A 17,729-nucleotide genomic window follows, 5' to 3' on the forward strand; every position below is an offset into this window, starting at 1 on the left:
TTTACCCCACCAACTGATTGAGAGACAGAATCGGCAGCAGAATGGCCAGTACGATCACCAGCACCACCGCCCCCATAAAGACCAGCATAAAGGGCTCGAACAGCCCCACCAGCAGCGCCACCTGGGCACCCAAATCGTTTTCCTGATTGCGTGCGGTGCGGGCCAGCATCTGGTCCAGCTCACCGGAGCGTTCGCCGCTGGCGATCATGTGCAACATCATCGGCGGAAACTGACCGCTGGCCTCCAGCGCACGGGTCAGGCTACCGCCCTCGCGCACCTTCTGCGCGGCAATCACCACGTCAGCGCGAATCACCCGATTGGCAATCACCTGCGCACCGATTCCCAGCGCCTCCACCAACGGCACACCGCTGCGGGTCAGAATCGCCAGGGTAGAGGCAAAGCGTGCGCAGTCGGTGGCGCGAATCAAGCGTCCTACCAGCGGGATACGCAGTAGAAAACCATGCCAACGCGCTTTGACTGCATCATCACGCAGTGCCCAGCGCAGGGCGAACACGCCCAGAATGGCGACAACCACCGCCAGCCAGCCCCAGCCTTTGACCCAGTCACTCAGGGCAATCAGACCGCGCGTGAGCGCCGGCAGGGTTTGCCCGGAGTCAACAAACACCCGCACCACATCTGGCACCACATAACCGAGCAGGAAACCGACGATCAGCAGGGATGCGCACATCAGAATCAGCGGATAAAGCAGCGCCAACTGAATTTTCTGCCGCGACTGCTGGCGTTGCTCGGTGTAGTCGGCCAACTGTTCCAGCACCGGGCCAAGATGGCCGGCATGCTCACCCGCCGCCACGGTGGCGCGGTACAGCTCAGGGAAAGCCGAGGGAAACTCTTTTAGGCTGCTGGCCAGGTCATGACCTTCCAGCACCCGTGCGCGTACGGCCAGCAGCATGCTTTGAATGCGCGGCGAGCTGGCCTGGGCAGCCGCCGCGCGCAGGGCTTCCTCAATCGGCAGCGCGGCCTGCACCAGGGTCGCCAATTGACGGGTGATCAGCGCCAGATCACGGGCGGAAATGCCCCGAGCAAAACTGAAGTGCGAGCCTGCTCCAGCACTTTCACGGGTGCGCGTGGCTTTGACATCCAGCGGCGCCAGTTGCCGCTCACGCAGAATCTGCCGCACCTGGCGCGCGCTATCGGCTTCCAGCACGCCTTTTTGCTGACGGCCTTTACCGTCGAGGGCGAGGTATTCGAACGCGGCCATTATTCTTCTCGCGTCACGCGCAGCACTTCCTCAACCGTGGTCGCCCCTTCCAGCACCTTGCGCCGGCCATCCTCACGGATGCTCGGGCCGAGAGTGCGGGCGTGACGGGTCATGTCCTGTTCGGAGGCGGCGTTGTGAATCAGCGTGCGCAGATGGTCGTCAAACACCACCAACTCATAGATCCCGGTACGGCCGCGGTAACCCTGCTGATGGCACTCGGCGCAACCATGGGCGTGATGCAGCGTCGGGGGTTGCGCGAACGATACGCCGAGCAAGGCGCATTCGGCTTCGTCGGCCTGGTAAGGCACCTTGCAATGCGGACAAAGCACCCGCACCAGACGCTGAGCCAGCACGCCCAGCAAGGATGACGACAGCAGGAACGGCTCAACGCCCATATCCACCAGACGGGTAATCGCGCCGATGGCACTGTTGGTGTGCAAGGTCGAGAGCACCAGGTGACCGGTCAGGGACGCTTGCACGGCGATCTCGGCGGTTTCCTTGTCGCGGATCTCACCGACCATCACCACATCCGGGTCCTGACGCAGAATGGCGCGCAGGCCACGCGCGAAGGTCATGTCGACCTTGGAGTTGACCTGAGTCTGGCCGATGCCTTCGAGGTGATATTCGATCGGATCTTCGACGGTGAGGATATTGCGCGTGCGGTCATTCAAGCTGACCAGGCTGGCGTATAGGGTAGTGGTTTTACCCGAACCGGTGGGCCCGGTAACCAGCAGAATGCCGTGAGGTTTGCGCACGGTGGCTTCCATCAGGTCGCGGTCACGTGCACTCATGCCCAGGTGTTGCAAGTTGAGACGGCCAGCTTGCTTATCCAACAAGCGCAGCACCACCCGTTCGCCATTGGCCGAAGGCAGGGTCGATACCCGCACATCCACCTCGCGACCACCGACTTTGAGGGAAATCCGTCCGTCCTGCGGGATGCGCTTCTCGGCGATATCCAGCCGCGCCATGACCTTGATCCGCGACACCAGCAAAGCCGCCAGCTCGCGTTTGGGCTCCAGCACCTCACGCAATACGCCATCGACGCGAAAGCGCACGACCAGGCGTTTCTCGAAGGTTTCCAGGTGAATATCCGAGGCGTTTTCCTTGATCGCCTCGCCGAGAATGGCGTTGATCAGGCGAATGATCGGCGCGTCGTCTTCCTGCTCCAGCAGGTCTTCGGTTTCCGGCACCTGTTCGGCCAGCGCCGCCAGATCCAGACTGCCGCCGATGTCCTCCGCCAGTTGCATGGACGCCGAATCATGCTGATAAGCCTTGGCCAGGGCCTGTTCGAAGGCCTCCAGCGACAGCGCCTGCAGTGGCAGCTGCGCACCGACAAAGCGCTGCGCCTCGCTCAGCGCCACCAGTTCGGCACCCACACGATAAGCCAGGCAAAGGACACCGCCCTCCACTATGAGAACCACACCGTGACGCCTGGCAAAGCTGAAGGGTAAACGCCGTGATGGCACTTCTGTAAGCAACGCATTCATCCGTAATATGCCTTAAGCACAGAAAGCTGATGATGAACCCAAGAATATCAAGCGAGGGCTCAAAAGCTGGGGTTTTGCAACATAGTTGTTGTAAGTTAGCCGCAATAAAGCGAAAAACAGCGCGCTATCTTTAGCACATTGAACTGGTCTACACACTACCCTAAGCGGGGGCTGCCAAATGCTTGGCAAATGTCTATGATCAGCGCGCGAACCACACCACATAATAATAAGTTACGGAGTGACGCCCCCTTTGCAACTTCAGGTTCCCCAACGCTGGCTACAGCGCCAGGCCACTTCCTTTGTTGGCATCGCGCTGATTCTTGCCATGAGCATCAGCCTGGCCTGGCAAAGCGCCGACTGGCTACGCTTGCTGCGCGCGCCCGTAGCTGCCAGCAGCAACAGCACAAGCGAAGCGCCGGCGGCGGTAGTCAATCCCGAGATTGGCCAACTGTTCGGCACCAGCAGCGCCACCAGTGATGGCCCTGCGCCCAGCACCAACCTGCGCCTGACCCTGCTCGGCAGCTTTGTCCATGCCGATCCACAACGCTCCACTGCAATCATCCTCAGCGAAGGCAGCACGGCCCAGCGCTACAGCGTCAACAGCGAAATCAGCAGCGGCGTGCGCCTGCATTCGGTGGCCGCCGACCGCGTCGAGCTGCTGCGCAATGGCCGCCGCGAAAGCCTCAGTTTCCCACTCAACAGTTCGACCGCCGGCAGCCTGCAGAGCAACACCCAGGAGGTTATGGCCGATCCGCTTGAGCAGCTCAGCGAAATGGAATCCGATGATCTGAGCCAACTGCGTGAGCGTATGGACGCCCTGCGCCAGCAGATGCAGGACTCCGGCAGCCTGCCGGAGACTGCAGAACCCACCGAACAGCCCATGGAAGAAAACTGACACGATGACTCCGACTCTCTCGCGCCTTACCTTCGCCCTGCTGGCCGCTGGCCTCGCCTGTAGTCCGCTGCCACTGAGCGCCGCCGTTACCGCCGTCGCACCGAGTGCCAGCCAGCAGGAAGAAAGCTGGACCATCAACCTCAAGGGCGCCGATATTCGCGAGTTTATCGACCAGGTGGCGCAGATCAGCGGGCAGACGTTTGTCGTCGATCCACGGGTCAAGGGCCAGGTCAGCGTAGTGTCCAACAGCCCGCTGACGCTGACCGAGGTGTATCAGCTGTTTCTCTCGGTAATGGCCACCCACGGTTTCAGCGTCATTACCCAGGGTGACCAGGCGCGCATCGTGCCTAACGCCGAGGCCAAGGCCGATGCGGATGCCGGGCGCAACGCGCCAGACCGTCTGGAAACCCGCCTGATCCAGGTGCAGCACGGCTCAGCCACCGAGCTGATTCCGCTGATCCGCCCGCTGGTGCCGCAGTACGGCCACCTGGCGGCGATCAGCAGCGCCAACGCAATCATCATCAGCGACCGTACGGCCAATATTGAACGTATCGAAGACCTGCTACGTCAGCTCGACCAGAAAGGCCAAAACGACTACAGCGTGCTCAACCTGCAGCATGCCTGGGTCATGGACACCGCCGAAGTACTGCGCAATGCCGTAGATCGCGGCCAAGCCAAAGGCGCGTCTGGCACGCAGGTGATTGCCGACGGCCGCACCAACCGCCTGATCCTGCTCGGCCCATCGGCAGCACGGGCCAAACTGGTGGCCCTGGCAAAATCGCTGGACACCCCCACCAGCCGCTCGGCCAATACCCGAGTGATCCGCCTGCGCCATGGCGATGCCAAGAGCCTGGCGGAAACCCTCGGGGAAATTTCCGAAAAGCTCAAACCGGAAGCCGGCGGCGAAACCACTGGCAAGCCACAGACCGTCCTGATCCGCGCGGATGAAAGCCTCAACGCCCTGGTGCTGCTGGCCGAACCTGACGTGGTGGCGACTCTGGAAGACATCGTGCGCCAGCTGGATGTACCGCGCGCTCAGGTGATGGTCGAGGCGGCGATTGTTGAAGTGTCCGGCGACATCACCGACGCTCTCGGCGTGCAGTGGGCCGTGGATGGCCGTGGCAGCACCGGCGGCCTGGGCGGTACCAACTTCAGCGGCACCGGGCTGTCAGTAGGACGGGTCTTGCAAGCCATTCAGGACAGCGGCAACGACAGCGGCAGCGACAACAACACCCTGGCCAACCTGCCGGACGGCGCAATCATCGGCCTGGGCACTGACAGTTTTGGTGTGCTGATTACCGCACTGTCGGCCAACAGCAAGAGCAATCTGCTGTCCACACCGAGCCTGCTGACCCTGGATCACCAGAAGGCTGAAATCCTGGTCGGGCAGAACGTGCCCTTCCAAACCGGCTCCTTCACCACCAGCTCCTCGGGGGCCGATAACCCCTTCACCACCATCGAGCGCCAGGACATCGGCGTGACCCTGAAAGTCACTCCGCACATCAACGATGGCGCCAGCCTACGCCTGGAAATCGAGCAGGAAATTTCCTCCATCGCCCCCACCAGCCAGGGCGTGAATGCCGTCGACCTGATCACCAACAAGCGCTCGATCAAGAGCACCATCCTCGCCGAAAACGGCCAGGTCATCGTGCTCGGCGGGCTGATTCAGGATGATGTGACCCAGGCCGACTCCAAGGTGCCGCTGCTGGGTGACATCCCCCTGATCGGTGGCCTGTTCCGCTCGACCAAGGAAACCAGAGTCAAACGCAACCTGATGGTGTTCCTGCGCCCGACCGTAATCCGCGACGCGGCCGGTATGGCGGCGTTGTCCGGGAAGAAATACAGCGATATCCGTGTGCTTGGCGATATCCGCGAGAACTACCGTCCCGGCATCCTGCCGCGCGACCCGGTACAGCTGTTCGACCTGGGCGAGCCTGAGGCTATCGATCTGCGCGAGTAACCTCTCGCCGCACACAGGGCAGCACAGAAATAAAAAGGCCTCGGTATCTACCGAGGCCTTTTGGTTTAGCGCGACTAACGCTTATTTGTCTTCGTTACGCTGGTGCTTGAAGAACACCCCGTTATCGCCGAACGCCGAGGCGATAAAGGCCGAGGTCAGTTCCATCTCACCAATCTTCACCGCACTGTTACGCCGTTGCGCGGCGTAGTTGCGACTGATCGACGGAATTATCGAGGTTTTGATCTCCATCGAGGTGGCGTACACGTCATAGACCTTGGTGCCGGCATTCAGGGTCAGCAGGTCCGCACGGAAATCATGCGCAGTGCTGGCGAAGCGGTTGCGCAGTTCAGGGCGCGGCACAAAGTAGATCTGCGTCGGCGCCTTGGGTTTGGCCACAGTAGCGCCGGCCTGGGTGACTTCTGCCATATCATTGAGCAGCAGCAGCGTCGGCTTCAGGCTCACCGCCGAAAACAGAATGGTGGTGCCCAGGGTGTCATTGGCTTCCGGCACCACGTACTGCGACAGCTCATTGGCGAAGAAGTTATGGTTACCGCCCTGCCCGCTCAGGGTATACAGCGCGGAAACGTTTTCCGACGGTTTACCATCGACAAAGGCCTTCCACGCCAGCCCCGGCGCAAAGCCGCGATCCGCTGGATCACCGGTGACCGACAGCCGCAGCAGACCGTTGTCAGAACCCTGGAACAGCCCGCTGTAGGGGTTATTGGGCACTGCGACGAACTTGACCTTGGCCATTGCACCATGGGGGTGGATCGGCTTCTCATAACCGGCTGGCGCCACGTCGCTGCGAACCTTCACCTTGTTCCACAGAATCGAGCCAATCAACCCGCCGATGTTGACGCGCTGCAACGCCGGCAGCTGGTCTACCGCGTACTGGGTACGCAGCGCGCCGTTGACCCAGAGGTTTTCCTGCTTGTTGGCGCCAGGCCAGCTTTCGTAGTCCGCCGGAATATTCAGACCCCAGGGTTTGAAGGCGTTTTCCACGCCAGCCAGACTGGTTTGCAGCTGCGGATTATGCCGACGCAGCACATCGACCATGGTGGTGTGCTCGACCCAGTCGATCCCTTCCGGGGTGTACACCTCTGGACGGTAGTCCTTGGTGTAGAAGCGGTCGGCCATCAGGCGCCGTGAAGCGTTCATGATAAAGATCTGGAACGCCGTTTCACCGAAGGCAAAGCCCTCGGGACGCACGGTTTCCGCCAACTGGCCGACCAGGGTGTCGATCTTCTCAATGTCGTTGTTGTACAGGCGCTTGAGCTCCGCGAGGGTCGCAGCGTCCTTGGTCAGGTCCTCGAACTTGCTGATCGGGTTGAGGCCGATCTGCCGGCGGAACTCGTTGTAGCGCGGCACGCCACGTTCGCGGTCGCGCAACACATCGATGGCGGCCAGGTCGATATCGCCCACCAGCGGCATCGACAAGTTACGCAGGAAGTTGGGGTAGTTATTCAGCGTCAGCGAACCTGGGTTGGTGATGCCGAAGGAGTACCACAGGCGTTCCGGGCGCTCGTCGTTGAGCAGGTTCTCGGCATCGCGATCACGGGTGTTCTGCAGCGCGATGGTGCGTGAGACCTGATTCGAGCCAATGTCATACACCTGCACGTTGTCGCGCATCAACGGGTGCATGCGGTACACCGCGACAAACTCTTCGGTGAGAGTGAACGGCACGCCGTAGTTGTTCGGCGCGGTGGAACCGACGATGCCGGTCAGGGCGTGGTCGATGGCGCTGTTGCCGACACCTGGCGCCACATTCGGGTCGAAACCGAGGATGCGTTTGACGAAGGAGTCGGAGCGCGCCAGGTCCGCCTGCAGCATACGCACTTCGGCCTGGAAGTCGTCACGCGGGCCGCCCTGACCGAGCAGCCCCCACCAGTTGGAGTACATGGCGCGTTCGGTGATTGGGTTGGCAATCACCGCCGGGGTCCATTCTACGGTGTGGATCTTGGCCATCAACGCCGAGTTGATCAGCCGCGCGCGGTCATACAGCCACTGGTCGCTCTGCGCCGGGTACTTCTGCTTGAGTTTGCTGGCGATGGCGTTGTGTTCGAGGGTGAACAACTGATGCAGCATGCTCAGGCCAAGCCACCAGTTTTCGTTGAACCCGGTTACCGGTTTACCGCTGAGCAATTCGGTAGGCAGGGTGCCGTCGGCATTGACCTTGAGCTTACCGTCAACAAACGCGCGCACCTTGTCGTTGGTTTCCTTGCTGCTGCCATATAGCTGCGAGCCGTCCCACCAGTGGGTGTTGTGGTTGCGATAGGTTTGCGGCTTGCCGGCATCGGCACCGCTGCGACTTGGGTCGGGCTGAGTGCGTTTGACCGACATGCTGCCACTGCCCAGCACATCGCCCGGCGGCAAGGGAAACTGGATCGGGTCAGCGTCGGCATTCGGGCCGTGGTCGAACCAATCGTGCACCATAAATTGAATCCAGGCCGCGGCGATAAAGTTCAGGCTCGGCGCCGGTTTGAACTCCTCACGCGCCATCAGGCTGTTACTCACTTCACGCGGGTTGGGGCTGAGCAAGGTGGTGGTTTCACCCTGGGTCAGCGCCGGATTGACGTTACGGCCAAAGCGCCGATACACCGAACCCTCGGCCGGGTTGCTGAGAATGTTGCAGGTGCCGTCCTCGGTACGGGCCGCCAGGCTGCGCGCATCGCAGGTGATATCGGCGTTATAGCCCGTGTAGTTTTCGACATCGAAGAGGTTGTTCTCGAACAATGCCTGGCGCTCGACCGCCAGCACCAGTAGTCCGGAGACTACGCCCAACGTTCCCAGCTTGGTCAAAGCTGGCCAAGTGACCCATACCGACATGGCTATTGCTCCCGTTTTATTGTTGTAGGGACAAGGCGGCTACTGACATAGCAGCGCAGGATCAAGCCTATCGACGGGTATGGCGTCGCGCCCCCTTCCTGCGGAGGGGCTAAGGCTAATCAGTTGGTAGAGAGGCCTAGCGCGGCCGGACGGCGAGAATCGCCTCGGTGCGGCTGGAGACGTTGAGCTTGGAGTAGATGTTTTTCAGGTGCCACTTGGTGGTGGACAAGGCAATACCGGTCTTGTCGCTGATCTGGGTGTTCGACAGGCCGCTAAGCAGGTACTCGAATACTTCCACCTCACGCCCGGTCAGCAGGCCGCCGGCCAGCGCATCAAGCGGCGGCGCAACCTGAGTACCCTGGAGAAACTCTGCGTAGTGCTCACGGTATTTTTCCGGCACCACCAACAAGCCGGACTGTGCCAGGTCCAGCACACCTGCAGCAAAACCTGGCGCTTCATCGAATACCGAGCGGTTGATATTGACGATGCCATAGGTCTCGACCAGACCGCCCAGTGCCGCCAGCTGCTGGTTTTTGCTCTGACTGAACGCCGCCAGCACCAGGCGGTTGGCTTCGACGATCAACAGCCGCGCACGCATCTCGCTTTGCCGCAACGAGGCCGCCAGCACCTTGAGAATCCGCTCGGCCTGCGCCTGTGCACCGCGTGCCTGCAACCAGTACACGCACGCCAAACCCTGGCGCTCCCAACTTTCGTCATAGGCGCGCACGCGCTCCCACTCCCCGGCCTGCAACCGTCCAAGCAAATCGTAGCGCTGAGCTACGGCATCCATGCAGGCACTCTTACCGCTCAGGTACGCCTGGCGCATGCTTTCCTGGGCCACCTGGCTGACAAACCGCGCGTAGTTGCCCAACTGCAGAATGCACGACAGCTGATCGAGCAAGCGGCTGGCACGCGCCGTCTGCTGCTGGCGATGCAGCAACCGCGACAAGGTGATGTAGACCGTGGCAATCGCCTCGGTGGCCGAAGATGAATTGACCATCGCCATCAGCTCGTCACACAGCTGCTGCGCCTCAACCAGCTGATTCTGCTCATACAGCACCACCACCATGGCCGTGGCGCGATTGACCCAGGCCGGAGACACAGAATCGGCGCTCTGGTAGTCCAGACACACCTGCTTGCGCGCATGGGTGGCGCGTCCGGCATTGCGGTGGCACAGCGCGATAATCAGATCGGTGTAACTTTCCAGAAAGCTGTGCCCACATTGCGCGAGCAACTGCTTGGACTCGCTGGCGAAGCGAATCGCATCCTGCAGACGCGCCGCCAACAAGTGCTGATAGGCAATCACCGCCAGGGTGCAGGCGCGAATTTCCAGGTCCTGCCCCGCACCCAGCAGGTCACGCCAGGCCGGCGGCGGCTCAAAGTCCTTGTCCTGCTCGAACAAGCCCAGCAACAGGGCGAGGAACTGCCGCGTGGCCGGCTCCAGATTCGCACCCGGCGCGTGCTCCTGCAGACCATCGAGTAATTCCAGATGGTAATGCGCCTGATGAAAACGCCGCGACAGCGACAGCGCGGCGATCAGCCAGCCGAGCAACTTGGGTTGCGCCAGCAGCTGCGTCTCTGGAAGCGGCTCCAACCAACGCAGAATGTCGCCAAACTGCCCACTGCGTACCCATGACGCGCAGCAATGCTCCAGCAGGCCAAGGAAGATGTGCTGATCACTACAGTACCGGGCATGCTGCAACGCCTGCTCATACTCGCCCAGGCTCAGGTAATAGTCGGCGGCGCGACTGTGCAGCTGATCCAGGCGCGCATATTCTTCGACTTGCAGGCGGCGACAGAGAAAGTCCTGCAACAGGGCATGAAAACGGAACCAGCCTGGTTGATTTTCCACCGGCAGCAGGAACAGCTGACGCTCAGCCAATTCCTCCAGCAGCAACGCCGAGCCACTGCGCTGCATCACATGATCGCAAAGTGCACCGTCAAAGCGCTCGAACAGACCGCTGCACAGCAGAAATTCACGCAGGTTCGGCGGTAACTGGCGCAGCACCACATGGCCAAAGTAGTCGACGATTTCTGGCTGGCTGCCGTTAAAGCGCTGCAGCGCCTGAGTGCCGAAGCGCGCATAGGCCAGCAGGGCAATCTTCACCCCCGCCACCCAGCCTTCGGTCATGCCCAGCAGGCTGTCGACATACTCCTGACTCAGCGCCTGACCGCCCAGGTGGCTATTGAGCTGCTGCACCTGCTCGACCGACAGACGCAGGTCGTGCTGATCAATGCACTGCAGGCGGTTTTCCAGCTTCAGCTGACTCAGGGCAAAGCCTGGGTGATTACGGCTGGCGATGATCAGGTGGACATGGGCAGGCAGCTTATCAAGTAGCGCCGCCATCACCTCAAGAATGCTGCGCGACTCGATCCACTGAAAATCATCCAGCACGATAAACAGTGGCCCGTTGACCCGCGCCAAGGCATCAGCGAGCAGCTCGCCCAATAGCTGCGGCGACAGGCTCGAAGCCACCGCCAGGGGGTTGAACCAGGACGTATCGAAATCTCCGACCTGAGCGCGGATGCTGTCAGCCAGGCGGCGGAAAAAACACAGCGGGTCGTTGTCCCGCGCTTGCAGTGGGTAATGCACCATCCTCGCTGGGCAACAGCCGCGCCAGTGTTGCAACAGCGTCGACTTTCCCGAGCCAGCCGGAGCCAGCAGCAAAGTCAGGGCAAAGCGCTCACTGCGCGCCAGCAGCTCCAGCAGGCTCTGGCGCAGCACTCCATTGGCAGGCAATACACACGGCTGAAGTCGGTCCATCAGGCAGACCCTGTTCTTATTATTCGGCGCACGGTCAGACGCCGCGCTTGGCGGTGGATGCTAGCGCCTGCACACCTTCAGACTTTGAAGTGCGTCATGTTTTACCCGTCGCTAGCCAAAGGTTTGCCCACAGCTATACGCGCCAGAAAATTTGGCGAGGCAGGGAATGCGCCTGGGGAGAAATAAAGCACCCTGGCGGGCCGGGAAAGCCCGCCAGGTATGCAGAGCGACTTAGAGCGCCGCCAGACCTCGAGCCAGATCGGCTTGCAGATCAGCCAGATCTTCCAGGCCCACCGCAACGCGAATCAGGTTGTCACGAATACCGGCGTTAGCACGCTCGGCGGGGCTCAGACGACCGTGGGAGGTGGTTGCCGGATGGGCGATGGTGGTCTTGGTGTCGCCGAGATTGGTGGTGATCGAGATCACCCGCGTGGCATCGATAAAACGCCAGGCCGCCTCTTTGCCGCCCTTGACCTCAAAACTGACCACGGCACCGAAAGCACTCTGCTGACGTTTGGCCAACTCATGCTGCGGGTGGCTGGGCAAACCGGCGTAGTACACATGCTCGATACCGGGCTGTTGCTGCAGCCACTGCGCCAATTGCAGCGCGCTGGCGCAATGCGCCTGCATGCGGATGCGCAGAGTTTCCAGGCCTTTGAGGAAGATCCAGGCGTTGAATGGGCTGAGTGTTGGCCCGGCGGTACGTAGAAAGCCCACCACTTCGGTCATCAGCTTGGCCGAGCCTGCAACTACACCGCCCATGCTGCGGCCCTGGCCGTCGATGTATTTGGTTGCCGAATGCATCACCACATCTGCACCGAGCCTGAGCGGCTGTTGCAACGCCGGGGTGCAGAAGCAGTTATCCACCGCCAGTAGCGCGCCTTTGCTGTGGGCGATGTCCGCTAAGGCGGCAATATCCACCAGCTCGGCCAACGGATTGGACGGCGATTCGACAAACAGCAGTTTGGTGTTGGGCTTGAATGCCGCAGCCCAGCCGTCGAGATCTGCCAGCGGCACATAGTCGACCTGCACGCCAAAGCGTTTGAGGTACTTCTCGAACAGGCTGATGGTCGAACCGAATACGCTGCGCGACACCAGCACATGATCGCCGGCGCTGCACAAGCTCATGACAATGGCCAGAATCGCCGACATGCCAGAGGACGTCGCGACCGCCTGCTCGGCACTTTCAAGAGCGGCGATGCGCTCCTCGAAGGCCCGCACGGTCGGATTGGTGTAGCGCGAATAGACATTGCCCGGCACTTCGCCGGCAAAGCGCGCAGCCGCATCGGCCGCAGTGCGGAACACATAACTGGAGGTAGGGTAGATCGCCTCGCTGTGCTCAGCTTCCGGCGAGCGGTGCTGACCGGCGCGCACCGCCAGGGTGTCGAAGCCGACGCCGTCGAGATCACTGTCCAGACGCCCGGCTTGCCATTCAATCGTCATTGCCAATCCCCTCAACCAGCCCGCCGCAGCAGGCCGAACTGCAACCTAGTTGTTGTACAGGTCGATAATCGCGCTGACCGCCTGGGACTTGACCTTGGAGGCATCGTTGCGCGCCTGCTCGATCTTATCCAGGTAAGCCTCGTCGACATCGCCGGTCACGTACTTACCGTCAAAAACCGCGCAGTCGAAGTTGTCGATCTTGATCTTCTTGCTGCCACTGACCGCTTCGATCAGATCCGGCAGATCCTGATAGATCAGCCAGTCGGCGCCGATCAGCTCGCAGACTTCCTCGGTGGTGCGGCCGTGGGCGATCAGCTCATGGGCGCTGGGCATATCGATGCCGTAGACGTTCGGGTAACGCACCGCTGGCGCTGCCGAGCAGAAGTACACGTTCTTCGCCCCGGCTTCGCGGGCCATCTGGATAATCTGCTTGCAGGTGGTACCACGCACGATGGAGTCGTCCACCAGCATCACGTTCTTGCCACGGAACTCCAGTTCGATGGCGTTGAGCTTCTGCCGCACGGATTTCTTGCGCGCCGCCTGGCCCGGCATGATGAAGGTACGGCCGATATAACGGTTCTTGACGAAGCCTTCACGGAACTTCACGCCCAGATGGTTGGCCAGTTCCAGTGCCGCGGTGCGGCTGGTATCGGGAATCGGGATAACCACATCGATGTCATGCTGCGGACGCTCGCGGAGGATCTTGTCGGCGAGTTTCTCACCCATGCGCAGACGCGCCTTGTACACCGAAATGCCGTCCATGATCGAGTCAGGACGCGCCAGATAGACGTGTTCGAAGATGCAGGGTGCGTATTTCGGGTTGGCCGCACACTGACGGGTAAACAGCTTGCCTTCCTCGGTGATGTACACCGCTTCGCCCGGCGCGAGGTCACGGATCAGGGTAAAGCCGAGCACGTCGAGCGACACGCTTTCCGAGGCGATCATGTATTCCACGCCTTCGTCGGTATGACGCTGACCGAAGACGATCGGGCGGATACCGTTAGGGTCGCGGAAACCGACGATGCCGTAACCGGTGATCATCGCGACTACCGCGTAACCACCCAGGCAGCGCTCGTGCACGTCAGTGACGGCAGCGAACACATCTTCTTCGGTGGGCTGCAGCTTGCCGCGCTGGGCCAGCTCGTGAGCGAATACGTTGAGCAGCACTTCCGAATCGGAGTTGGTGTTGACGTGGCGAAGGTCGGACTCGTAGATCTCCTTGGCCAGCTGCTCGACGTTGGTCAAGTTGCCGTTGTGCGCCAGGGTGATGCCATACGGCGAGTTGACGTAGAACGGCTGCGCTTCGGCCGAGCTGGAGCTGCCCGCAGTCGGGTAGCGCACGTGGCCGATGCCCATATGGCCGACCAGGCGCTGCATGTGCCGCTGTTGGAACACATCACGCACCAGGCCGTTGTCCTTGCGCAGGAACAGGCGGCCATCATGGCTGGTGACAATACCGGCAGCATCCTGGCCGCGGTGCTGGAGGACGGTCAGCCCGTCATACAGCGCCTGATTGACGTTCGATTTACCGACGATACCGACAATGCCGCACATGTGACGCAACCCCTACTCAATGAAACACGATGATTCGCAATGCACTTACGGCAGTTTAGGCTGCTGCAGTGCCTCTTTGAACGGTAACTCCACCGGCGCAGTAACGCCGCTGGCCAGCCACTCACTGGACAACCCCAGAATCAGGTTTTTTGACCAATCAGCAACCATCAGAAAATGCGGCAGAAGTGCTGACTCCTGCCACCAGCTGTCTTGTTGCACCGGAGCCAGGCTGATCAGACCGACCAGCACCACAACCAGCAGGCCTCCGCGCGCCGCGCCGAAGACCATGCCGAGAAAACGATCAGTCCCTGACAGCCCAGTCACCCGGATCAGTTCACCAATCAGGTAGTTGACCAGGGCACCGACCAACAGGGTGACCACAAATAGAATCGCGCAACCTGCAATCACGCGCGCCGAAGGCGTCTCGATAAAATCCACCAGGTGCTGCGACAGTGCGCCGCCGAACATCCAGGCGACCACGCCGGCAATGATCCAGGTAAGCAATGACAGGGCTTCCTTGACGAAGCCTCGGCTCAGACTGATCAGACTTGAAACGGCGACAACGGCGATAATCGCCCAATCGACCCAGGTGAATGCCACGATGCAGGTTACCGACGAGAAAGGCGCTGCATTTTAGCAGAGCACCTGCGTGGGGCGTAAGCAAAGGATTCGCCAACCGCTGAAATGCCCGGCCAGCCTAGTGGCGGGCCAAACAATTCGGCTTGGCGAAGCACGCCAAGCCGCTTGCTCAGCCAGCTTCGGGCTGAAACCGCACCACAAAACCATTGAGTTTGTGCTGACGATTGAGCTGATCACGCAGGCGATCCGCCTCGGCACGCTCGATCAGCGGCCCGACAAACACCCGGTTCATGCCGTCAACAGTACGGATATAGGCGTTATAGCCCTGGCTGCGCAGGGTTTTCTGCAATTTCTGCGCGCCATCGCTACTCGACAGGCTCGCCAGCTGCACTGACCAGCTAATCGGCAGGCTATTGGCATCCAGCTTACTCGGCGCAGGCTGAGGTGGTTTTGCCACAGGCTCAGGTGCTGCAGCCGGTGTTGTTGGTGCGGCCGGCTGCTCATTTACAGCAGGTTCTTTTGGCTCCAGGCCTTGCGCGACCTCGCTACCAATCGGCTCATCAGGCAAAAGCTGCGGCTCAGGCACTGCTACCGGCTGCAATTCGACGTCTGGGATCTCGGGAGCCACCGGCATTGCCGGCGCATCAACCTGAACCCGCTGCGATTCATCTTCACGCGACAGCAGCATCGGCAGGAAAATTACCGCCAGCGCCAGCAATACCAACGCACCGACCATGCGCTGCTTCAATCCCTTATCCAGCAAAGCCATCCTGCACGCCCCCATTGGCTTGGCGGGCCAGCCAATCCAGGGCCTCGGCCACGCAGTAGAAAGATCCAAACAGCAGCACTTCATCCCCATCCGAAGCCTGCTCACACTGAGCCTCAAGCGCGGCCTGCACGCTGGCATAAGCGACGACTTGCGCCCCAGCGTTTTGCAGATGCGCCTGCAGCTCGCTGGCTGCCCGCGTGCGGCTGGTCGGCAAAGCCGCCACCGCCCAACTGTCCACTTCGCTAAGCAAAGGCGCCACCACACCGGGCAGGTCCTTATCAGCCAGCAAACCAAATACAGCCAGACGCTTACCTGATCGCGAACGGTTGGCCAAACGCTGAGCGAGATACTCGGCAGCATGGGGATTATGCCCAACATCGAGCAGCAGCGTGAGTGACTTACCCTGCCAATTGAGCATTCTGCGATCCAGCCTCCCGGTCACCCGGGTCTGCTGCAAAGCCTGGCTGATCAGCTCGGGCTGCCAGGGCAGCTGCATCACTGCGTATGCCTGCAGAGCCAGGGCAGCGTTTTCCATGGGCAGATCGAGCAGCGGCAAATGCGCCAGCGTCAGTACTTCGCCTTGATGATTAAGCCCATACCAGGACCAATCCTGCGCCTTAATGCTCAGGTCATAGTCACGGCCACGCAGGAAGAATGGAGCGTCAAGCAGCGCCACTTGATCGAGCAGAGGCTGTGGCGGCTCAAGATCGCCACACAGAGCGGGTTTGCCGGCACGGAAGATACCAGCTTTCTCGAAAGCGACCGACTCACGGGTATCCCCCAGCCAGTCGGCGTGATCAATGCCAATACTGGTGACCAGCGCGATATCGGCATCCAGCAGATTCACTGCATCCAGCCGACCACCGAGGCCAACTTCGAGCACCAGAGCATCCAGCCCAGCTTGCTGGAATAACCAGAAAGCGGCCAGAGTGCCCATCTCAAAATAGGTCAGTGAGGTGTCTCCACGCGCGGCCTCGACCACGGCGAAAGCCTCACAGAGCATGGCATCAGTGGCTTCAACGCCAGCGATCTGCACGCGCTCGTTGTAACGCAACAGGTGCGGTGAGCTGTAGACCCCGACCTTGAGACCCTGCGCCTGCAGCAGCGAGGCAATAAATGCACAGGTCGAACCCTTGCCATTGGTTCCGGTGACGGTAATCACCCGCGGCGCCAGCTTGGCCAGGCCAAGGCGCTGCAGCACGATCCGCGAACGCTCCAACCCCATATCAATGGCGCTGGGATGCAGCTGCTCCAGATAGCTCAGCCAATCGGCAAGGGAGCGCTCGGTCATGCAGTCGCCGGCAAGGCTACAGGCGACGGCAGCCCCATCAGCTGAGCGAGCAGACGCGCCAGGCGCGGACGCAGTTCAGCGCGGTGAATGATCATATCGATGGCGCCGTGTTCCAGCAGGAATTCGCTGCGCTGGAAGCCTTCCGGCAGTTTCTCGCGCACGGTCTGCTCGATCACGCGCGGGCCGGCAAAGCCAATCAGAGCGCGGGGCTCAGCAACAATCACATCACCGAGCATGGCCAGACTGGCCGACACGCCGCCGTACACCGGGTCAGTCAGCACGGAAATAAATGGAATACCTTCCTCACGCAGGCGCGCCAACACGGCCGACGTCTTGGCCATCTGCATCAGCGAGATCAGCGCTTCCTGCATGCGTGCACCACCGGACGCGGAGAAGCACACCAGCGGGCAACGCTGCTCCAGAGCGGCATTCGCGGCACGGACAAAGCGCTCACCAACGATGGCGCCCATCGAACCACCCATAAAGGAGAACTCGAACGCGCAGGTCACAATCGGCATGCCTTCCAGGGTGCCGCGAATCGACACCAGGGCGTCTTTCTCGCCGGTCTGCTTTTGCGCGCCGGCAAGGCGATCCTTGTACTTCTTGCTGTCGCGAAACTTCAGGCGATCAACCGGTTCAAGGTCGGCGCCCAGCTCTTCACGTCCTTCAGCATCTAAGAAGATATCCAGGCGCGCGCGGGCATCGATACGCATGTGGTGATTGCACTTGGGGCAAACATCCAAGGTCTTTTCCAGCTCGGGCTTGTACAGCACCGAATCGCAGGACGGGCACTTATGCCACAGCCCTTCGGGCACCGAACTCTTCTTGACCTCGGAACGCATGATCGATGGGATCAGTTTGTCTACCAACCAGTTGCTCATGCTCTTGACTCTCCAAAGCTGTTAACCGGACGGGCTGCGCCAAATGCGACCAGGCCTAACC

12 protein-coding genes are annotated in these 17,729 nt (G+C 61.0%); 2 read left to right on the plus strand and 10 right to left on the minus strand.

Annotated features, from left to right (window positions below; genetic code table 11):
• Window position 1: 1 nt before the first annotated feature.
• Together xcpS and gspE are read right to left on the minus strand one after the other, a co-directional pair.
• Window positions 2–1,219, minus strand: coding sequence for a GspF family T2SS innner membrane protein variant XcpS (xcpS, locus tag ACIN8IBEIGE_RS14550; RefSeq protein ID WP_160015287.1), 1,218 nt, complete (start codon window positions 1,217–1,219; stop codon window positions 2–4).
• A complete protein-coding gene (gspE, locus tag ACIN8IBEIGE_RS14555; protein WP_160015288.1) occupies window positions 1,219–2,706 on the minus strand; it encodes a type II secretion system ATPase GspE in 1,488 nt (495 codons plus the stop codon). The genes xcpS and gspE overlap by 1 nt, the downstream gene beginning before the upstream one ends.
• Before the next feature lie 250 nt (window positions 2,707–2,956).
• Between gspE and ACIN8IBEIGE_RS14560 the strand changes: the two genes are divergently transcribed.
• Both ACIN8IBEIGE_RS14560 and gspD read left to right on the plus strand, forming a co-directional pair.
• Window positions 2,957–3,601, plus strand: a complete 645-nt coding sequence (locus tag ACIN8IBEIGE_RS14560) for a type II secretion system protein N (protein ID WP_256665177.1) — start codon at window positions 2,957–2,959, stop codon at window positions 3,599–3,601.
• A gap of 4 nt (window positions 3,602–3,605) precedes the next feature.
• Window positions 3,606–5,561 (plus strand): type II secretion system secretin GspD, encoded by a 1,956-nt coding sequence (gene gspD, locus ACIN8IBEIGE_RS14565; protein ID WP_090384448.1) that lies wholly within the window; start codon window positions 3,606–3,608, stop codon window positions 5,559–5,561.
• Between the two features lie 81 nt (window positions 5,562–5,642).
• On the opposite strand, the gene ACIN8IBEIGE_RS14570 is transcribed toward gspD, so the two are convergent.
• The 8 genes from ACIN8IBEIGE_RS14570 to accD form a co-directional block, all read right to left on the minus strand.
• Window positions 5,643–8,387 (minus strand): peroxidase family protein, encoded by a 2,745-nt coding sequence (locus ACIN8IBEIGE_RS14570; RefSeq protein WP_160015289.1) that lies wholly within the window; start codon window positions 8,385–8,387, stop codon window positions 5,643–5,645.
• A gap of 136 nt (window positions 8,388–8,523) precedes the next feature.
• Window positions 8,524–11,151, minus strand: coding sequence for a LuxR C-terminal-related transcriptional regulator (locus ACIN8IBEIGE_RS14575; protein ID WP_160015290.1), 2,628 nt, complete (start codon window positions 11,149–11,151; stop codon window positions 8,524–8,526).
• 231 nt (window positions 11,152–11,382) lie between these two features.
• Window positions 11,383–12,594, minus strand: coding sequence for an O-succinylhomoserine sulfhydrylase (locus ACIN8IBEIGE_RS14580; RefSeq protein ID WP_160015291.1), 1,212 nt, complete (start codon window positions 12,592–12,594; stop codon window positions 11,383–11,385).
• A gap of 45 nt (window positions 12,595–12,639) precedes the next feature.
• Complete coding sequence (purF, locus tag ACIN8IBEIGE_RS14585) at window positions 12,640–14,148, minus strand: amidophosphoribosyltransferase (RefSeq protein ID WP_090384428.1); 1,509 nt, start codon at window positions 14,146–14,148, stop codon at window positions 12,640–12,642.
• 45 nt (window positions 14,149–14,193) lie between these two features.
• A complete protein-coding gene (locus tag ACIN8IBEIGE_RS14590) occupies window positions 14,194–14,748 on the minus strand; it encodes a CvpA family protein (protein ID WP_090384421.1) in 555 nt (184 codons plus the stop codon).
• Between the two features lie 148 nt (window positions 14,749–14,896).
• Complete coding sequence (locus ACIN8IBEIGE_RS14595) at window positions 14,897–15,496, minus strand: SPOR domain-containing protein (protein WP_160015292.1); 600 nt, start codon at window positions 15,494–15,496, stop codon at window positions 14,897–14,899.
• Window positions 15,480–16,787 carry a bifunctional tetrahydrofolate synthase/dihydrofolate synthase gene (gene folC / locus ACIN8IBEIGE_RS14600; protein WP_160015293.1) on the minus strand — a complete coding sequence of 436 codons (1,308 nt, stop codon included), beginning with the start codon at window positions 16,785–16,787 and terminating at the stop codon, window positions 15,480–15,482. The genes ACIN8IBEIGE_RS14595 and folC overlap by 17 nt, the downstream gene beginning before the upstream one ends.
• Complete coding sequence (gene accD, locus ACIN8IBEIGE_RS14605; RefSeq protein ID WP_090384408.1) at window positions 16,784–17,668, minus strand: acetyl-CoA carboxylase, carboxyltransferase subunit beta; 885 nt, start codon at window positions 17,666–17,668, stop codon at window positions 16,784–16,786. The genes folC and accD overlap by 4 nt, the downstream gene beginning before the upstream one ends.
• Window positions 17,669–17,729 lie beyond the last annotated feature (61 nt).

This window comes from Pseudomonas sp. 8BK, assembly GCF_902506475.1.
Lineage (GTDB): Bacteria > Pseudomonadota > Gammaproteobacteria > Pseudomonadales > Pseudomonadaceae > Aquipseudomonas > Aquipseudomonas anguilliseptica.

Excerpts from the sequence above, each read along its gene's own strand:
- xcpS (WP_160015287.1), bottom strand. The coding sequence starts at position 1,219 with ATGGCCGCGTTCGAATACCTCGCCCTCGACGGTAAAGGCCGTCAGCAA.
- gspE (WP_160015288.1), bottom strand. The coding sequence starts at position 2,706 with ATGAATGCGTTGCTTACAGAAGTGCCATCACGGCGTTTACCCTTCAGC.
- gspD (WP_090384448.1), top strand. The coding sequence starts at position 3,606 with ATGACTCCGACTCTCTCGCGCCTTACCTTCGCCCTGCTGGCCGCTGGC.
- ACIN8IBEIGE_RS14570 (WP_160015289.1), bottom strand. The coding sequence starts at position 8,387 with ATGTCGGTATGGGTCACTTGGCCAGCTTTGACCAAGCTGGGAACGTTG.
- ACIN8IBEIGE_RS14575 (WP_160015290.1), bottom strand. The coding sequence starts at position 11,151 with ATGGACCGACTTCAGCCGTGTGTATTGCCTGCCAATGGAGTGCTGCGC.
- ACIN8IBEIGE_RS14580 (WP_160015291.1), bottom strand. The coding sequence starts at position 12,594 with ATGACGATTGAATGGCAAGCCGGGCGTCTGGACAGTGATCTCGACGGC.
- purF (WP_090384428.1), bottom strand. The coding sequence starts at position 14,148 with ATGTGCGGCATTGTCGGTATCGTCGGTAAATCGAACGTCAATCAGGCG.
- ACIN8IBEIGE_RS14595 (WP_160015292.1), bottom strand. The coding sequence starts at position 15,496 with ATGGCTTTGCTGGATAAGGGATTGAAGCAGCGCATGGTCGGTGCGTTG.
- folC (WP_160015293.1), bottom strand. The coding sequence starts at position 16,787 with ATGACCGAGCGCTCCCTTGCCGATTGGCTGAGCTATCTGGAGCAGCTG.
- accD (WP_090384408.1), bottom strand. The coding sequence starts at position 17,668 with ATGAGCAACTGGTTGGTAGACAAACTGATCCCATCGATCATGCGTTCC.